This window comes from Pigmentiphaga sp. CHJ604, from assembly GCF_036972535.1.
GTDB lineage: Bacteria > Pseudomonadota > Gammaproteobacteria > Burkholderiales > Burkholderiaceae_B > Pigmentiphaga > Pigmentiphaga daeguensis.
The window spans coordinates 508,848-524,443 of the sequence record NZ_CP136998.1 but is presented as its reverse complement, the minus strand read 5'-3'; the positions used below and the strand labels follow the sequence as shown (position 1 = coordinate 524,443).

Below are 15,596 nucleotides of genomic sequence, written 5' to 3'. Positions count from 1 at the left end.
CAAACTGCCACATAGCAAGCCTTTTGTCGGGATATCCCCCACAGCCGGCGCCCTCATCCGCCGGCCGGCCCGGGCGTGTGCTCGGCGTATCGCAGGTCGACGTTGGCCTGGAGGAAATCCAGCACCGCCCGGGTGCGGGGCGGCAGCCGGCCGGGCTTGCCCACGTAGACCGCGTGGATGGGCTCGAGGTCGCCGGTATTGTAGGGCTCCAGCACCGGCACCAGGCGGCCTGCCAGCAGGTCGTCCCAGGCGTGATACACCGACAGCCGGGCCAGTCCAGCGCCGTTCAGGGCAAGGCGGCGCATCACCTCGCCGTCGTTCACCCGGACGATCTCGCCGATGTCGACCTCGATCCGGCGCCCCGCCACCTCGAAAGGCCAGCGCGGGACTTCGCGCCGGTAGTTCCAGCCCAGGCGCAGGTGGGCGCCCAGGTCGCCGGGATGGACGGGCGTGCCGTGGACGGCGAGGTATTCAGGGCTGCCGACGACGACCTGGCGCGTGCGGCCCAGGAGCCGAGCCACCACATCCGAGGCGGGCAGCCGCCCCCAGCGGATCGCGATATCGACCCCCGCTTCCAACAGGTCCACGACCTGGTCGGTGAAGCTGAGGTCCAGCCGCAAGCCGGGGTGCGCCGCCAGCAGCCGCGGGATGAGCGGCCCCAGCAGGGTCTGTCCGGTCGACGTGCTGGCAGTGATGCGAACCAGTCCGCGGGGCTCGGCCTGCCCTGCGACCGAGGTCTCCAGTTCGTCCAGGTCGGCCAGCACGCGCTTGCCCTGCTCATAGTATTGGGCGCCTTCCGCGGTCAGCAGCACCCGGCGGGTGCTGCGCTGCAACAACTGCACGCCCAGCCGCGCCTCCAGGCGCGACATGACCTTGCTCACGGCCGAGGGCGACACGCCCAGCCGACGGGCCGCGGCCGACAGGCTGCCCCGCTCGGCCACCAGCACGAAGGTCTCCAGCTCGCCCGACCGGTTGGCATCGGCGGGCGCAGGAGCCCGTGCGGCACGGGTCGGGGCGGTCTTGGCGGAGATCGGCACGGTTTTTCCTTGATGGAACAGATGTCATTCCATTATTCCATCTACACAAAGGTCGCGCCCGCCTCCACAGTGTCGCTATCGACTGCAATCCACTCACAGGACCCCGACCATGCCACTCTCTCTCCTGGCGCTGGCCGCCGGTGCCTTCGGCATCGGCACCACGGAATTCATCATCATGGGCTTGCTGACGCAGGTCAGCACGGACCTGGGCATCTCCCTGCCCACGGCGGGCACGCTGATCTCGGGCTACGCGATCGGCGTCGCGGTGGGCGCGCCCGTGCTGACGCTGCTGACCCGGACCTGGCCGCGCAAGCGCCTGCTGCTGTCCCTGATGCTCATCTTCATCGCCGGCAACGTCGCAGCCGCGGCGGCGCCCGGCTACGGGTGGCTGATGGCCGCCCGCATGCTGACCTCGCTCACGCACGGCACCTTCTTCGGCGTGGGCGCCGTGGTCGCGACGGGCCTGGTCCCGCCCCACAAGCGCGCCTCGGCGATCGCGCTGATGTTCTCGGGGCTGACGCTGGCCACGCTGCTGGGCGTGCCCGCCGGCGCCTGGATCGGCCAGCATTTCGGCTGGCGTTCGGCCTTCGCCGCGGTGGCCATGGTGGGCGTGGCCGCCTACGTCATCCTTGCCTGGTTCGTGCCGCGCGACCAGGGCCGCCCGCAACTCGCGCCGCTGGGCCAGGAGCTGGCCGTGCTCGGCCGCATCCAGGTCTGGGCCGGTCTGGGCATCACCGTATTCGGGTTCGCCGGGGTGTTCGCGCTCTATACCTACATCGAGCCGCTGCTCAAACAGGTCACCGCGATGAGCGACAACCTGGTCGCGGTCACCCTGCTGCTGTTCGGCGCCGGCCTGGCGGCCGGCAACCTGCTGGGCGGGCGCATGGCCGACCGCGGCGTCATGCAGGCGCTGCTGCTGACCACCGCGGCACTGATGGCGGCCCTGGCACTGGGCCCCTGGGCCTTCGGCCAGCCGTTGGTGGCCATGGCGTACACCATCGTTCTCGGCACGGTGGCGTTCGCCACCGTCGCTCCCATGCAGATGCGCGTGCTGCAACAGGCCGGCCCCGCCGGCGCCACGCTGGTCTCCAGCCTGAACATCGCCGCCTTCAACCTGGGTAATGCCCTGGGGGCGTGGGTGGGCGGCCTGGCCCTGTCGGGCCTGGGCCTGGTGTCGGTGGGTTGGGCCGGCGCCGCCCTCACGGGCGTGGGCCTGCTGCTGGCGCTGTGGAGCGCAAGGATGTCGCCGGCCTCGGCGCCCGCCATCGGCCAGCCCCGGCAGTGCGCGTGACCGATGCCCGTCAGGGGCGCCGCGCCAGCACCGTCAGGACGGGCCGCTCGCCGTCCGCCTTGCCGGTGATGGGCGGCCGGGGCAGCCGGGCCTCGCCGGGCTCGATCACGAAGTGGTGGTCCATCGAGTACCACTTGCCCCGCAGATCGGGGTCGGGCGCGGGCTCGGTCGCGCTGTCGTGCAGCACGTACTGCCCCACCAGCGCCTGCGTGACGCCGAACTGCACGTCGGTCTCCAGGTTGGGATCGTCGCTGGAATAGACCTGCGAGAACTGGGTCTTGAAGCCCGGCTTGTAAATCATGAAATGGATGTGGGCCGGGCGCATGTTGTGCCGGCCCTGGGCCTGGATCAGTTCGCCCACGGGGCCGGTCACCGGGATCGGATAGCCGGCCGGCTTGATGCTGCGGAACGCGACGCGGCCATCGCCGTCGGTAACGAACTTGCCACGCAGGTTCATGTCGCCCTGCGCCGGATCCTGGTTCTCGTAGAAGCCCTCGGTCGAACTGTGCCAGACGTCGACTTCCGCGCCCTCGACCGGCCGCCCCTCGCGGTCGCGCACCCAGGCCTGGACGAACACCGGGTCGCCCGGCGTGGGAGAACGCACGATGGACCCGCCGTTGGGCGTCTCGGGCGAGCCCATCCGCCAGAACGGTCCCATCAGGTTGGCGGTGGTCTCGGTCTGGCCGTTGTCGCCGTTGTTGAGCAGGCAGACCAGCGCGGACAGGCCCAGCGAGCCGGCGGCCAGCACCACCTCGTTGTGCGAGGCGGTGGTCGCCTGGCCTAGCCGCGCGATCGCGCCGCACAACTGGTGGAACTCCGCCTCGGTCAGCCGCGCCTCGCGCGCGAAGGCATGCAGGTGGCGGATGCCCGCCGACAGGATTTCGCGAAAGCGCGCATCGGGCGCGCGGGCGGCCTCGGCCAGCACCGCGCGGGTAACGTCTTCCTGGTTCTTGATGATCATGGTGGGTCCGTCTGGAAACTCGGCTTGCGGACCCTCCAGATTACCGCGCTGGCAGCTGGTAGCTCCAGGTCTCGGTCAACGCGCGCTTGCCCTCGACCAGCGCGGCCCGCATCTCGACCGGCCGTTTCGGGTCCTTGACCTTGACTCGCAGCGTCAGGCGCCAGCCCTGGATGGCGGGATTGCGCTGCAGGACATTCTCGATCAGCTCGGCGTTGTCGCCCACGCTGACCTCGGCGCCCACCGTGGCATCGGGCGAGAGCCGCGCCAGGACCGGTCCTTCGAAATCCACGATCAGGGCCGTGCTGCCGTCCAGGTGGCGGATCAGGTTGGCCTGGCGGATCTCGCCGTCGGTCCGCAGCGTCTGCTTGACCCAACCCACGTCCTTCTCGATCAGCGCGGGTTCGTTCATCGTCCAGTGGATGCGGTAGTCGTGGCGCATGGGCTGGCCCTTGGGCGGCACCACGTCCGGCGTCCAGAACGCGACGATGTTGTCATTGGTCTCGTCCGCCGTCGGGATCTCGACCAGCTCCACCTTGCCCGGCCCCCAGTTGCCCTTGGGCTCGATCCACGCGCTGGGGCGCAGGTCGTAGCGGTCGGCCAGGTCCTCGTAGCGGGAGAACTCGTGCCCCCGCTGCAGCAGGCCGAACCCCTTGGGATCGGTCACCTGGAATGAGCTGACCGACAGCGTGGGCGGGTTGTTCAGGGGCCGCCACAGCCATTCCCCGCTGCCGGTGTGGATGGCCAGGCCGTTGGAATCATGCAGCGCCGGACGGAAGTTGTTGCCCCGCACGCCCTGGTTCGGCCCGTACAGGAACATGCTCGTCAGCGGCGCAACGCCCAGCTTGTTGATCTGGCCGCGCAGGAACACGCGCGACTCGACGTCCAGCACGGCGTCCTCGCCCGGCCGCAGCACGAAGCGGTAGGCGCCGGTGGCGCGCGGCGAATCCATCAAGGCGTAGATCACCAGGAAGCGGTCCTGGGGCTTGGGCCGTTCGATCCAGAACTCGCGAAAGCGCGGGAACTCCTCGGCCATGCCGTCCTTCCACGCGGTGTCCAGGGCCAGGCCCCGCGCCGACAGGCCGTAAACCTGGCCCTTGCCGATCACGCGGAAATAGCTCGCGCCCAGCATGCTCATGATTTCGTCGTGCACGCCATCGCGATTGATGGGATAGAGCACGCGAAAGCCCGCGTAGCCCAGGTTGCGCGTCGTGTTCGCATCGAAGGACATGCCGCCGAAGTCGAACTTGGCGGGGTCGTACTTGATCTCGTGGACCTGGCCGTCGACCACCTCGTTGATGCCGACCGGCGTGGAGAAATGCATGCCCTGGTGGTAGAACGCCAACCTGAACGGCGTATCGCGGTCGTGCCACTCGAACTGGTCGCGGCGTGGCTGGATGCGCAGGTAATCGGCGAACTGCATCTTGCTGAAGGCCGGCGGCAGGTTGCTGACCGGGGCCTGGTAGGCCCGGTCGGCAAGCGTCCTGGCCCGCGCCGTCACGTCGTCGAGCGTAAAGGCGCTTGCCGTGGCCGCGCCCAGCAAGGACAACAAGACCGTGGCGATCCCGAGCGACACAGGCGCGAACCTGTTGCGCGCGAAGCTGGCTACGTCTGCAAAACCCACTAGTTTCTCCCTGGAACGATGTGGACGGTGGAACCCCGAGTCGGGTTACGACCGCCGCAAGGCACGATGATTCCTCGATCCGGGGGTCCCGGACCGTCGCGGTTGTAACAAGCCGTCTGGCGCACCAACGCCCGCGCGCCCTGCCGCCACGCGGCCCGGGCGAAACGGAAAGTATCACAGCCGAACGCCGCGCCAGGGCGCACGAGGGCAGAATCGCGCCGTGCACCCGTACAATCGGGCGACCTTCCGCGGCGCCGCGTCCCGCGTCGCCGCTCCCCAGGCCCGCCCCCATGGAGGACGACCACTTGGCGCCAAGTTCATCCCATCGATTCCGCCTTCTCCCCCATCCTCCCCTGGCCCGCCCTTCGCGCGGGACGGCCGGCGCCGCTGGCCGGTCGGTGGCGAAGCGGCTCGCCCTGGGCCTGTGCGCCTTCCTGCTCGCTTCCGGCGGCGCCCGCGCCGCGGCCAACCCCGCGCTGCTGAACGACAAGGATGCCTTCATCGCCGACCTGATGTCGCAGATGACGCTGGACGAGAAGATCGGCCAGCTGCGCCTGATCAGCATCGGCCCGGACATGCCGCGCGAGAAGATCGCCAAGGAGATCGCGGCCGGCCGCATAGGCGGCACGTTCAACTCGGTCATCCACGTCGACAACCGCATGATGCAGGATGCCGCCGCCAGGAAGAGCCGCCTCCGCATCCCGCTGTTCTTCGCCTATGACGTCGTGCACGGCCACCGGACCATCTTCCCCATCGGCCTGGGCCTGGCGTCGAGCTGGGACATGGGCGCGATCGAACGTGCCGCGCGCGTGTCCGCCATCGAGGCCGCCGCCGACAGCCTGGACATGACCTTCGCCCCCATGGTGGACATCTCGCGCGATCCGCGTTGGGGCCGCACCTCGGAAGGGTTCGGCGAAGACCCCTATCTGGTCTCACGCATCGCGCGGGCCACCGTCAAGGGCTACCAGGGCCCGTCGCCGGCGCGGGCCGACAGCATCATGGCCAGCGTCAAGCATTTCGCGCTGTACGGCGCGGTCGAAGGCGGCCGCGACTACAACGTCGTCGACATGAGCCCCCTGCGCATGTACCAGGACTACCTGCCCCCTTACCGCGCGGCCATCGACGCCGGAGCTGGCGGCGTGATGGTGGCGCTGAACTCCATCAACGGCATCCCCGCCAGCGCCAACACCTGGCTGCTGCAGGACCTGCTGCGCAAGGACTGGGGGTTCCGGGGCATCGCCATCAGCGACCATGGCGCCATCACCGAGCTGGTCCGCCACGGCGTGGCGCGCGACGACCGCGAGGCCGCGCGGCTTGCCATCAAGGCGGGCGTGGACATGAGCATGGCCGACACGCTGTACCTGCAGGAGCTGCCCGGCCTGGTCAAGTCGGGCGAAGTCACCGTCGCGGAGATCGACCGCTCGGTGCGCAACGTACTGGGTGCCAAGTACGACATGGGCTTGTTCCACGACCCCTACCTGCGCATCGGCGCCGCGGCCGACGATCCGCCCGACCTTTATGCCGAAAGCCGCATGCACCGCGCCGACGCGCGCGAGCTGGCGCGCAAATCGCTGGTCCTGCTGGAGAACCGCAACCAGACCCTTCCCCTGGCCAGGACGGCCACCGTCGCGCTGGTCGGTCCGCTGGCCGATTCGCCGCTGGACATGATGGGCAGCTGGTCGGCGGCCGGCAAGAGCGAATCCTCGATCACGCTGCGGCAAGGCATGGAAGAAGCCATGCGCGGCCAGGGCCGCCTGCTCTACGCGCGAGGGGCCAACGTCACCGATGATGCGCGCATCGTCGACTACCTGAACTTCCTGAACTGGGACAACAAGGAAGTCTTCCAGGACCCGCGGCCGCCCGCCGACATGATCGCCGAAGCCGTCGGCATCGCCAGGCAGGCCGACGTCATCGTCGCCGCGGTGGGCGAATCGCGCGGCATGTCGCATGAATCCTCCAGCCGCACCCGGCTGGACATTCCCGCCAGCCAGCGCGCGCTGCTGCATGCGCTCAAGGCCACGGGCAAGCCGCTGGTGCTGGTGCTGATGAACGGCCGGCCGCTGGACCTGCAATGGGAGAGCGCCAACGCCGATGCCCTGCTCGAGACCTGGTACAGCGGCACCGAGGGCGGCCATGCGATCGCCGACGTCGTGTTCGGCGACTACAATCCCGCCGGCAAGCTGCCCATCTCCTTCCCCCGCTCGATCGGCCAGATTCCGACCTACTACAACCATCCCCGAGTGGGCCGGCCCTTCGTCGAAGGCAAGCCGGGCAACTATACCTCGCAGTACTTCGAGGAAAAGAACGGGCCGCTTTATCCGTTCGGGTACGGCTTGAGCTATACCGGCTTCAGCCTGTCGGACGTCGTGCTGGACAGCGCCACGATGGCCCGGGGCGGCAAGCTCGGGGCCCAGGTCAACCTGAAGAACACCGGCACGCGGCGCGGCGAGACGGTGGTGCAGCTATACATCCACGATGCCGCCGCCTCGGTCGTGCGGCCGGTGAAGGAGCTGCGGGGCTTCCAGCGCATCGCGCTGGAACCGGGCGAGACACGCACCGTGCGCTTCGAGATCGACGAGAACGACCTGAAGTTCTTCGATGCCCGCCTCCAGCACGTGGCGGAACCCGGAGACTTCGAGGTCCAGATCGGGCTGGATTCCCAGGACGTCAAGCGCGCCAGCTTCACGCTGCGCTGACCGCGGCGGGCCGCCCGCCGGGGCGGCCCGCTGCTAGTCGGGCTTGATCTGGTGGGCGTCGATAACCTGCTTCCACTTGGCGCGCTCCTTCGCGGCATAGGCGCCGAAGGCGTCGCCCGACAGCTCCAGCGGCGCGCCGCCCAGGGCCTTGATCCGCTCGTCCACCTCCGGATCCTTCAGCGCCGCGGCGACGGCCGCGGCCAGCCGGTCCACCACCGGTCGCGGCGTGGCGGCCGGCGCGAACAGGCCGAACCAGCCGGTGGCCTCGAAACCCGCGATGCCGCTCTCGGCCACGGTCGGCACATCGGGCACCAGGCTGCTGCGCGTGGCACCCGTGACCGCGAGCGGCTTGAGCCGACCGCCCTGGATCATGGGCAGCAAGGTATTGATGTCGCCTGACATGAATTGCACCACCCCGCTGGCGACGTCGTTCATCGCTGGCGAAGCGCCCTTGTAGGGAATGTGGACCATCTCCACCTTCGCCATCGTCTTGAGCAGTTCCCCTACCAGGTGGTTGGTAGTGCCCGTGCCGGGAGAAGCGAAATTGATGGCGCCAGGCTTGCGCCGGGCCAGTTCCACCAGCCCCTTCACATCATTGGCCGGCAGGTTGCGGTTCGCCACCAGCATGAACGGCACCGAGGCCACGGCAGCGACCGGCCGCAGGTCCCGGGCAGGGTCGTAAAGGAGCTTGGGATCAAGGCTGGGGCTGATGGCGATCGGGCCATTGCTGCCCAGCAAGAGGGTATAGCCGTCGGCCGGCGCCCGCACCACGGCCAGCGACCCCAGCGCCCCGGCCGCTCCCGGCCGATTCTCGACGATGACCGACTGCCCCAGTTGCTTGCCCAGCGACTGCGCCACGGCGCGCGCCACGGCGTCCGTCCCGCCCGCGGGCGCGAACGGCACCACCAGCTTGACCGGGGCCGAGGGAAAAGGTTGGGCCAGCGCCATGGGCAACGGCGCCGCCAGCAGCAACGACGCAAAAATGCCGAAGCGATGCATGAAAGTCTCCTGATCTTGTCGCGGGACGGCCCGCGCGGCCGTCCCCATGTCCGGTGTCAGTCGTAGCGCTTGCGGAAAAGGGGGCGCAATTCGGAAATGGGCGCCTTGGATACGATCAGTTCCCGCATCTTGTCCTCGGCACCGCCGACCTTCTCGGCCTCGTCGATCAAAGGCTCGATGAACTCGGCCGGGACCACGCAGATGCCTGAATCGTCAGCCACGATGAGGTCACCCGGATAGACCACGATGTCGTGCACGCGCACCGGTCCGTTGATCTCCATGGCCTCCATCCGGAACTTGCCGGTGATGGGGGTCACGCCCGCGGCCCAGACCGGATAGTCGATCTCGCGAATGGCCGGCAGGTCGCGCACCGCGCCGTTGACGATCGCCCCGGCGAACCCGTGGGTCTTGGCCACCAGCGCCGATTGCCCGCCCATGTTCGAGACGTTCAGGTCGCCGCCGAAGTCGGCCACCAGCACGTCGCCCGGCTCGGACAGATAGTAGATCTCGCGCGTGGACATCTTGATGGGCTCCTTGTCCAGGTAGCCCTGCGTGGGCGTCTTGCGCTCGGGCATGGAGCGCAGGGTGACGGCATGGCCCACGATCTTCCTGCCGCTTTGCAGCGGCTTGATGTGCGAAGCGGCGACCACCCCGCACACGCCGAAGCCGTCCAGCAGGTCGGACACGGTGGTGGTCAGGTCGGGCAGCGCCAGGTAACGCTCCACGACCGCCCGCGAGACACGGGGAAACTTGATGCGAGTGATGCGTTCTACCGGCACTTGCCCCCAGATCCGGCCCTGTTCCCGATATTCCTCGTAGTCCTTCAGCACTTCCTCTCGGCGCATGATCCTTCCTTTGTTGGATAAAATTTTTCCCATATTAGGAGAAATAAATTTTTCCGTCAAAGAGAGAATTTTTACTATTCCCACAATTACGAAGAAGTGCGATGTTGTGCGATCATAGGAAAATCCTGATCCCGCCGCCGCCGATGCCCGTCCGTTCCCCTTCTCCCGCAGCGCTCCCTCCCATCCCGACCGACGCCACGCCGCCGCCAGCCACAGGCGAAAGCGCGGTCGGCCGGCTGCTGACCATCCTGGATCTCTTCACCGCCGACAACCTGCAGATCCAGGTGGACGAAGTTGCCGCCTGGCTGGGCGTGGGCCGCTCCACCTGTTATCGCTACCTGCAGGAACTGAGCGATCGCGGGCTGCTGGCGCAGCGGGGCAAGGGCCGCTATTCGCTGGGCTCGCGCATCGTCGAACTCGAAAGGCTGCTGCAGCAATCGGATCCGCTGCTCAACGCCGGCAAGTCGGTCATGGCAGGTATGGCCGACATCTGCGACAACCGGGCGCTGCTGCTATGCACCCTGTACAACGATCGCGTCCTGTGTACCCATCAGGTGGGCTCCAGCCACATCATCCACGAAGGGGAGCGCATGCCGCTGTATCGTGGCCGTGGATCCGCCTTCCCCCTGTTCCAGGGCGCCGGCTCGCAAGCCATCCTGGCCAACCTGGCTCCGCATCAGATTCGGGCCCTGTACCTGGCGAAGCAGGCCGAGATCGCCGAGTCGGGACTGGGCCAGGACTGGCAGGAATTCCGCAGCGCCCTCGCGACCATCCGCAAGCAGGGTTACGTGGCTACGGTGGGCAAGCGCAATCCCCGCATCCTGGCACTGGCCGTTCCGGTACGCCATGTCGACGGGCAAGTCATGGGCAGCTTGCTGCTGCTGACCGCCCACACCGAGGCGGAACGCGCCCAGGCTCTGGCTCTCGTTCCCCGCCTGCAGGCGGAAGCGGCGCGGATAGGCGAGTTCGAGCAACGCCTGTCGAGCGGCGACACGGTTCCACCGGCCAACTGAAGACGGGGCTCTGCGCCCGTGGCGGCGGGCACCCAAAACAAAAGGCCGTGGAGTTGCCTCCACGGCCTTGCGCCGGACATCTCGCGATGCCCGTTCAGCCTGCGGGGATCAGATGATCCGCGCGGCTTCGACCAGACGGACCACCGACCAGGCCTTGGTCTTGGAAACCGGACGGGTTTCCGAGATCTCGACCAGATCACCGGTCTTGTACTGGTTGGTTTCGTCGTGAGCGTGGTACTTGGCGGACCGGACGACGATCTTGCCGTACAGCGGGTGCTTGACCCGGCGTTCGACCATCACGGTTACCGTCTTGTCCATCTTGTCGCTGACCACACGACCGGTCAGCGTACGCTTCAGCTTGGTTTCGCTCATGTTTACTTCCCGGCTTTCTCGCGCAGCACGGTACGGACACGCGCGATGTCGCGGCGCACCTTGCCGAGCTGGCTGGTGTTGGAAAGCTGCTGGGTAGCCAGCTGCATGCGCAGACTGAACTGAGCCCTAAGCAGACCCTCGAGCTCCTTGCCGAGCTCGCCGGCGTCCTTCGAACGGAGTTCGCTTGCCTTCATTGCTATCTCCTTACGTTCCGAGATGACGCGTCACGAAGACGGTCGAGATCGGAAGCTTGGCAGCCGCCAGGCGGAACGCCTCGCGCGCCAGTTCTTCGTTGACGCCTTCCATTTCATACAGCACCTTGCCGGGCTGGATCTCGGCGACCCAGTACTCCGGGTTGCCCTTGCCGTTACCCATCCGGACTTCGGCGGGCTTCTGCGAGATCGGCTTGTCCGGGAAGACGCGGATCCAGATACGGCCGCCACGCTTGATGTGGCGGGTGATGGCACGACGGGCCGACTCGATCTGGCGAGCGGTCAGGCGGCCACGACCCGTGGCCTTCAGACCGAATTCGCCGAACGAGACATTGGCGCCGCGCGTGGCCAGGCCGGTATTGCGGCCCTTTTGTTCCTTGCGGTATTTCCTGCGCGATGGCTGCAGCATGCTTATTCTCCGTCTTTGGCAGGCGCGGCCGCGTCAGCAGCCGGCTTGCGCGGCGCACGCCGGGCACCACCCTCGGGCGCGGCAGCAGCAGCTGCCTCGCCTTCGGGCCGGCGGCCGCCGCGACCACGACCAGCGCCGGGGCGGTTGCCCGGACGGTCGTTACGCGGGCCGCGGCGCGGCTTGCGCTCTTCGTCCTTGGTTGCTTCAGGGGCGGCGGCCAGCTCGGCCGAGCCCAGCGTGTCGCCCTTGTAGACCCACACCTTGATGCCGATCAGACCATAGGTCGTACCGGCTTCGGACGTGCCGTAGTCGATGTTGGCGCGCAGGGTGTGCAGCGGCACACGGCCTTCGCGGTACCATTCGGTACGGGCGATCTCGATGCCGTTCAGGCGACCGGCGCTCATGATCTTGATGCCCTGGGCACCCAGGCGCATGGCGTTCTGCATGGCGCGCTTCATCGCCCGGCGGAACATGATGCGCTTTTCGAGCTGCTGGGCGATCGAGTCGGCGATCAGCTGGGCGTCGATTTCCGGCTTGCGGATCTCTTCGATGTTGACGTGCACGGGCACGCCCATCAGACGCTGCAGATCGGCCTTCAGGATCTCGATGTCCTCGCCCTTCTTGCCGATCACGACGCCCGGACGAGCCGAGTAGACCGTGACGCGCGCGTTCTTGGCAGGACGCTCGATGACCACGCGACCCACGGAAGCGCCTTTCAGCTTCTTCTTCAGGTACTCGCGGACCTTGATGTCTTCCGCCAGCATGCCGGCGTAGGCGCTACCGCTGGCGTACCAGCGGGAGGACCAGTTACGGCTGACCGAGAGACGGAACCCGGTCGGGTGAATTTTCTGTCCCATCGTGGCTCCTTAGCTGCCGACCTTGACCACGATGTGGCAAGTCTGCTTCTCGATCTTGACGCCGCGGCCTTTGGCGCGGGCGTCGAAACGCTTGAGCGACGCACCCTTGTCGACGTAGATGGTTTTCACCTTCAGTTCGTCGATGTCGGCACCGTCGTTGTGCTCGGCATTCGCGATGGCGGATTCGACCGCCTTCTTGATGATGCCGGCGGACTTCTTGGGCGTGAACGTAAGAATGTTGATGGCCTGGGCCACCGACTTGCCGCGGATCATATCCGCGACCAGACGGGCCTTCTGGGCCGACACGCGTACGCCACGAACAATCGCAGTGGTTTCCATCGCGCTTACCTCTTGGCCTTCTTGTCCGCAGCGTGACCCTTGAACGTACGGGTCAGCGCGAACTCGCCGAGTTTGTGACCGACCATGTTCTCGTTGACATACACGGGAACATGCTGGCGACCATTGTGAACCGCGATCGTCAGACCGATGAACTCGGGCAGGATCGTGGAACGACGCGACCAGGTCTTGATCGGGCGCTTGTCTTTGCCGGCCGTGGCCGACTCAACCTTCTTCAGAAGGTGCAGGTCGACAAACGGGCCTTTTTTAATCGAACGTGACATGGCTCGCCTCGCTTACTTCTTCTTGCGCCGCTGGACGATCATATTGTTCGTCCGCTTGTTGCGGCGGGTCTTGAAACCCTTGGACGGAGTGCCCCAGGGGCTGACCGGCTCACGGGCTTCGCCAGTACGGCCTTCACCACCACCGTGCGGGTGGTCGATCGGGTTCATGGCAACACCGCGAACGGTGGGGCGAATGCCGCGCCAACGAGTGGCACCGGCCTTGCCGATCTGGCGCAGGCCATGCTCTTCGTTGCTGACTTCGCCGATGGTCGCACGGCACTCGATGTGCACCTTGCGGACTTCGCCCGAACGCAGGCGAACCTGGGCATAGGTACCTTCACGAGCCAGCAGCACGGCCGATCCGCCTGCCGAACGCACCATCTGGGCGCCCTTGCCGGGGATCATTTCCACGCAGTGGATGGTGCTACCGACCGGGATGTTGCGGATCGGCAGGGCATTGCCAGCGCGGATGGGCGCTTCGCTACCGGACACCAGCGTGGCGCCGACTTCAAGACCGCGCGGGGCGATGATGTAGCGACGTTCGCCGTCGGCATAGCACAACAGAGCGATGTGCGCCGTACGGTTGGGGTCGTATTCGATGCGCTCGACCTTGGCCGGGATGCCGTCCTTGGTGCGCTTGAAATCGACCACACGATAATGTTGCTTGTGACCACCGCCGCGATGACGCGTGGTGATATGGCCGTTGTTGTTGCGGCCGGCATTCTGCATCTGCTTTTCAAGCAGACTGTCGAGCGGGCGACCTTTGTGCAGGTGGGGGTGAACCACCTTCACCATCGCGCGGCGACCGGCGGAAGTCGGCTTCAGCTTGACGAGGGGCATTTACTTCACCTCCTGCGCAAAGTCGATTTCCTGACCCGGCTTCAGCGACACGTACGCCTTGCGCTCGTTGCGGCGGCGACCGATGAAGCGGCCAAAGCGCTTGACTTTGCCCTTGGTATTGAGAACCTGCACGGACTCGACCTGCACCTTGAAGAGCAGTTCGACGGCAGCCTTGATTTCCGGCTTGGTGGCGTCTTGCAGGACGCGGAAAGCCACTTGCTGGTTCTTGTCGGCGATGAACGTGCTCTTTTCAGAGACGATCGGAGCCAGCAGAACCTGGAGCAGACGGTCGTTGCTCATCCCAGCATCTCCTCGAGCTGAGCGATCGCGGGCTTGGTGATCAACACTTTGTTGTAGTGGATCAGCGACAGCGGATCGGCATAACGGGACTCGACCACCGCCACGTGCGGCAGGTTGCGCGTGGCCAGATAGAGGTTTTCGTCAACCGTATCGGTAATGATGAGGACCGAGTTCAAGCCCAGGCTCTTGAGCTTGTCGGCGGCCACCTTGGTCTTGGGCGAATCGACCACGAAGTTCTCGACGATCGCGATCCGGTCTTCGCGGGCCAGTTGCGACAGAATCGACCGCACACCGGCGCGGTACATCTTCTTGTTCACTTTCTGGCTGAAGTTTTCTTCAGGCGAATTCGGGAAAATGCGACCACCCCCACGCCACAGCGGCGACGAGGTCATACCGGCGCGAGCGCGGCCGGTACCCTTCTGGCGCCAGGGCTTCTTGGTGGAGTGCTTGACTTCCGTGCGGTCCTTCTGGGCGCGGTTGCCGCTGCGGGCGTTGGCCTGGTAGGCGACAACGACCTGGTGCACCAGCGCTTCGTTGAATTCGCGGCCGAAGACCGTATCGGGGGCGCTGACGGTCGCAGCGACCTGGCCCTGGTCATTCAGGAGCTTGAGATCTGCCATGTTCAGGCTCCTTTCACAGCGGGACGAACGACGATGTTCGCGCCGGCATGGCCCGGGACGGCGCCACGGACCAGCAGCAGGCCGCGCTCGGCGTCCACGCGGATCACGTCGAGGTTCTGCACGGTGCGGGTGACGTCGCCATAGTGGCCGGCCATCTTCTTGCCCGGGAACACGCGGCCCGGATCCTGCGCCATACCGATGGAGCCGGCCGAGTTGTGCGACACCGAGTTACCGTGCGAAGCGCGGTTCGACGAGAAGTTGTGACGCTTGATCGCGCCCGAGAAGCCCTTACCGATGGTCGTGCCCGTCACGTCGACCTTCTGGCCGACCGTGAAGACGGATTCCACGGTGATGACTGCGCCCGGAGCGAACTCGGCCGCTTTGGCCGGATCAAGGCGGAATTCTTTGAGCACGCTGCCCGCTTCGGCACCCGCTTTCGCGAAATGGCCGGTAAGAGGCTTGGTGACGCGCGAAGCACGGCGCGTACCGAACGTGACCTGAACGGCGGCGTAACCGTCCGTTTGCGGGGATTTGACCTGGGTCACACGGTTGTTCGACACGTCCAGCACGGTCACGGGGATGGACTCGCCATCGTCCGTGAAAATGCGGGTCATGCCAACCTTGCGACCCACCAGGCCGAGCCGGAATGCGGCTGGCGTGGAGGCCGTCGATTGGGTCGACATCGTTTTCTCCATTCCCGACTACGATTGGCCGGGGCTAAAAATGGCGTCGCACCGAAGTGCGGCACCGGACAGCAACGCCAAGGGCGCTGCGCCTACATTGATGCGATAGTGATTGCTGGCGGCACGACCCGGGAAAAATGCCGGGGAAACCCCGCCGGATCAATACGTGCCAAAAATACGTGCCAAAAGCCCATGGGCTCACCCACGGGCTAGCCGGCTA

The 15,596-nt window shown here is 66.6% G+C and carries 18 protein-coding genes; 3 read left to right on the top strand and 15 right to left on the bottom strand.

Translation table 11 applies throughout. The features are described from left to right. Nucleotides 1–53: 53 nt before the first annotated feature. The gene (locus R4823_RS02655) at nt 54–1,031 is read right to left on the bottom strand and encodes a LysR family transcriptional regulator (RefSeq protein WP_087838487.1); all 978 of its coding nucleotides are present in this window, start codon (nt 1,029–1,031) and stop codon (nt 54–56) included. Between the two features lie 115 nt (nt 1,032–1,146). Here R4823_RS02655 and R4823_RS02650 point away from each other — a divergent pair, with 115 nt between their 5' ends. Beyond that, nucleotides 1,147–2,328, top strand: coding sequence for an MFS transporter (locus R4823_RS02650; protein WP_087838310.1), 1,182 nt, complete (start codon nt 1,147–1,149; stop codon nt 2,326–2,328). Nucleotides 2,329–2,338: 10 nt separating this feature from the next. Here the strand turns inward: R4823_RS02650 and R4823_RS02645 are convergent, their stop codons facing one another. Continuing rightward, a complete protein-coding gene (locus tag R4823_RS02645) occupies nt 2,339–3,289 on the bottom strand; it encodes a dioxygenase (protein WP_087838311.1) in 951 nt (316 codons plus the stop codon). A 40-nt stretch (nt 3,290–3,329) separates the two neighbouring features. Next, nucleotides 3,330–4,862, bottom strand: coding sequence for a glucan biosynthesis protein G (locus tag R4823_RS02640; protein ID WP_243724397.1), 1,533 nt, complete (start codon nt 4,860–4,862; stop codon nt 3,330–3,332). A gap of 482 nt (nt 4,863–5,344) precedes the next feature. On the opposite strand from R4823_RS02640, the gene bglX reads away from it, so the two are divergent. Beyond that, nucleotides 5,345–7,606: a beta-glucosidase BglX gene (bglX, locus tag R4823_RS02635; RefSeq protein ID WP_254914582.1), complete on the top strand. Its 2,262-nt coding sequence runs from the start codon at nt 5,345–5,347 to the stop codon at nt 7,604–7,606. Nucleotides 7,607–7,639: 33 nt separating this feature from the next. Here the strand turns inward: bglX and R4823_RS02630 are convergent, their stop codons facing one another. Both R4823_RS02630 and R4823_RS02625 read right to left on the bottom strand, forming a co-directional pair. Continuing rightward, nucleotides 7,640–8,605 (bottom strand): tripartite tricarboxylate transporter substrate binding protein, encoded by a 966-nt coding sequence (locus R4823_RS02630; RefSeq protein WP_087838313.1) that lies wholly within the window; start codon nt 8,603–8,605, stop codon nt 7,640–7,642. Nucleotides 8,606–8,661: 56 nt separating this feature from the next. Then, nucleotides 8,662–9,450 carry an RraA family protein gene (locus R4823_RS02625; RefSeq protein WP_087838314.1) on the bottom strand — a complete coding sequence of 263 codons (789 nt, stop codon included), beginning with the start codon at nt 9,448–9,450 and terminating at the stop codon, nt 8,662–8,664. 143 nt (nt 9,451–9,593) lie between these two features. On the opposite strand from R4823_RS02625, the gene R4823_RS02620 reads away from it, so the two are divergent. Continuing rightward, nucleotides 9,594–10,463 carry an IclR family transcriptional regulator C-terminal domain-containing protein gene (locus R4823_RS02620; protein ID WP_176400692.1) on the top strand — a complete coding sequence of 290 codons (870 nt, stop codon included), beginning with the start codon at nt 9,594–9,596 and terminating at the stop codon, nt 10,461–10,463. Nucleotides 10,464–10,571: 108 nt separating this feature from the next. Here the strand turns inward: R4823_RS02620 and rpsQ are convergent, their stop codons facing one another. Genes rpsQ through rplC form a run of 10 tightly spaced genes read right to left on the bottom strand, consistent with a single transcriptional unit; the run spans nt 10,572 to nt 15,388 of the window. Continuing rightward, a complete protein-coding gene (gene rpsQ, locus R4823_RS02615; protein WP_087838316.1) occupies nt 10,572–10,835 on the bottom strand; it encodes a 30S ribosomal protein S17 in 264 nt (87 codons plus the stop codon). Between the two features lie 2 nt (nt 10,836–10,837). Beyond that, on the bottom strand, nt 10,838–11,029 hold the full coding sequence (rpmC, locus tag R4823_RS02610) for a 50S ribosomal protein L29 (RefSeq protein ID WP_087838317.1): 192 nt from the start codon (nt 11,027–11,029) through the stop codon (nt 10,838–10,840). A 10-nt stretch (nt 11,030–11,039) separates the two neighbouring features. Then, nucleotides 11,040–11,456, bottom strand: a complete 417-nt coding sequence (rplP, locus tag R4823_RS02605; RefSeq protein ID WP_087780002.1) for a 50S ribosomal protein L16 — start codon at nt 11,454–11,456, stop codon at nt 11,040–11,042. Nucleotides 11,457–11,458: 2 nt separating this feature from the next. Then, a complete protein-coding gene (gene rpsC / locus R4823_RS02600) occupies nt 11,459–12,313 on the bottom strand; it encodes a 30S ribosomal protein S3 (protein ID WP_087838318.1) in 855 nt (284 codons plus the stop codon). 9 nt (nt 12,314–12,322) lie between these two features. Continuing rightward, complete coding sequence (rplV, locus tag R4823_RS02595) at nt 12,323–12,652, bottom strand: 50S ribosomal protein L22 (RefSeq protein WP_087838319.1); 330 nt, start codon at nt 12,650–12,652, stop codon at nt 12,323–12,325. Nucleotides 12,653–12,657: 5 nt separating this feature from the next. After that, on the bottom strand, nt 12,658–12,933 hold the full coding sequence (gene rpsS / locus R4823_RS02590) for a 30S ribosomal protein S19 (protein WP_087838320.1): 276 nt from the start codon (nt 12,931–12,933) through the stop codon (nt 12,658–12,660). Nucleotides 12,934–12,945: 12 nt separating this feature from the next. Then, complete coding sequence (gene rplB, locus R4823_RS02585; protein ID WP_087838321.1) at nt 12,946–13,773, bottom strand: 50S ribosomal protein L2; 828 nt, start codon at nt 13,771–13,773, stop codon at nt 12,946–12,948. Beyond that, on the bottom strand, nt 13,774–14,073 hold the full coding sequence (gene rplW / locus R4823_RS02580) for a 50S ribosomal protein L23 (RefSeq protein ID WP_087779997.1): 300 nt from the start codon (nt 14,071–14,073) through the stop codon (nt 13,774–13,776). Then, complete coding sequence (rplD, locus tag R4823_RS02575; protein WP_087838322.1) at nt 14,070–14,693, bottom strand: 50S ribosomal protein L4; 624 nt, start codon at nt 14,691–14,693, stop codon at nt 14,070–14,072. Before rplD ends, rplW begins: the two co-directional genes overlap by 4 nt. 2 nt (nt 14,694–14,695) lie before the next feature. Beyond that, complete coding sequence (gene rplC / locus R4823_RS02570; protein WP_087838323.1) at nt 14,696–15,388, bottom strand: 50S ribosomal protein L3; 693 nt, start codon at nt 15,386–15,388, stop codon at nt 14,696–14,698. Nucleotides 15,389–15,596 lie beyond the last annotated feature (208 nt).

What these genes read in the sequence shown, in the direction of transcription:
- R4823_RS02650 (WP_087838310.1), top strand. Translation starts at nt 1,147, where the DNA reads ATGCCACTCTCTCTCCTGGCGCTGGCCGCCGGTGCCTTCGGCATCGGC.
- R4823_RS02645 (WP_087838311.1), bottom strand. Translation starts at nt 3,289, where the DNA reads ATGATCATCAAGAACCAGGAAGACGTTACCCGCGCGGTGCTGGCCGAG.
- R4823_RS02630 (WP_087838313.1), bottom strand. Translation starts at nt 8,605, where the DNA reads ATGCATCGCTTCGGCATTTTTGCGTCGTTGCTGCTGGCGGCGCCGTTG.
- R4823_RS02625 (WP_087838314.1), bottom strand. Translation starts at nt 9,450, where the DNA reads ATGCGCCGAGAGGAAGTGCTGAAGGACTACGAGGAATATCGGGAACAG.
- R4823_RS02620 (WP_176400692.1), top strand. Translation starts at nt 9,594, where the DNA reads ATGCCCGTCCGTTCCCCTTCTCCCGCAGCGCTCCCTCCCATCCCGACC.
- rpsQ (WP_087838316.1), bottom strand. Translation starts at nt 10,835, where the DNA reads ATGAGCGAAACCAAGCTGAAGCGTACGCTGACCGGTCGTGTGGTCAGC.
- rpmC (WP_087838317.1), bottom strand. Translation starts at nt 11,029, where the DNA reads ATGAAGGCAAGCGAACTCCGTTCGAAGGACGCCGGCGAGCTCGGCAAG.
- rplP (WP_087780002.1), bottom strand. Translation starts at nt 11,456, where the DNA reads ATGCTGCAGCCATCGCGCAGGAAATACCGCAAGGAACAAAAGGGCCGC.
- rpsC (WP_087838318.1), bottom strand. Translation starts at nt 12,313, where the DNA reads ATGGGACAGAAAATTCACCCGACCGGGTTCCGTCTCTCGGTCAGCCGT.
- rplV (WP_087838319.1), bottom strand. Translation starts at nt 12,652, where the DNA reads ATGGAAACCACTGCGATTGTTCGTGGCGTACGCGTGTCGGCCCAGAAG.
- rpsS (WP_087838320.1), bottom strand. Translation starts at nt 12,933, where the DNA reads ATGTCACGTTCGATTAAAAAAGGCCCGTTTGTCGACCTGCACCTTCTG.
- rplB (WP_087838321.1), bottom strand. Translation starts at nt 13,773, where the DNA reads ATGCCCCTCGTCAAGCTGAAGCCGACTTCCGCCGGTCGCCGCGCGATG.
- rplW (WP_087779997.1), bottom strand. Translation starts at nt 14,073, where the DNA reads ATGAGCAACGACCGTCTGCTCCAGGTTCTGCTGGCTCCGATCGTCTCT.
- rplD (WP_087838322.1), bottom strand. Translation starts at nt 14,693, where the DNA reads ATGGCAGATCTCAAGCTCCTGAATGACCAGGGCCAGGTCGCTGCGACC.
- rplC (WP_087838323.1), bottom strand. Translation starts at nt 15,388, where the DNA reads ATGGAGAAAACGATGTCGACCCAATCGACGGCCTCCACGCCAGCCGCA.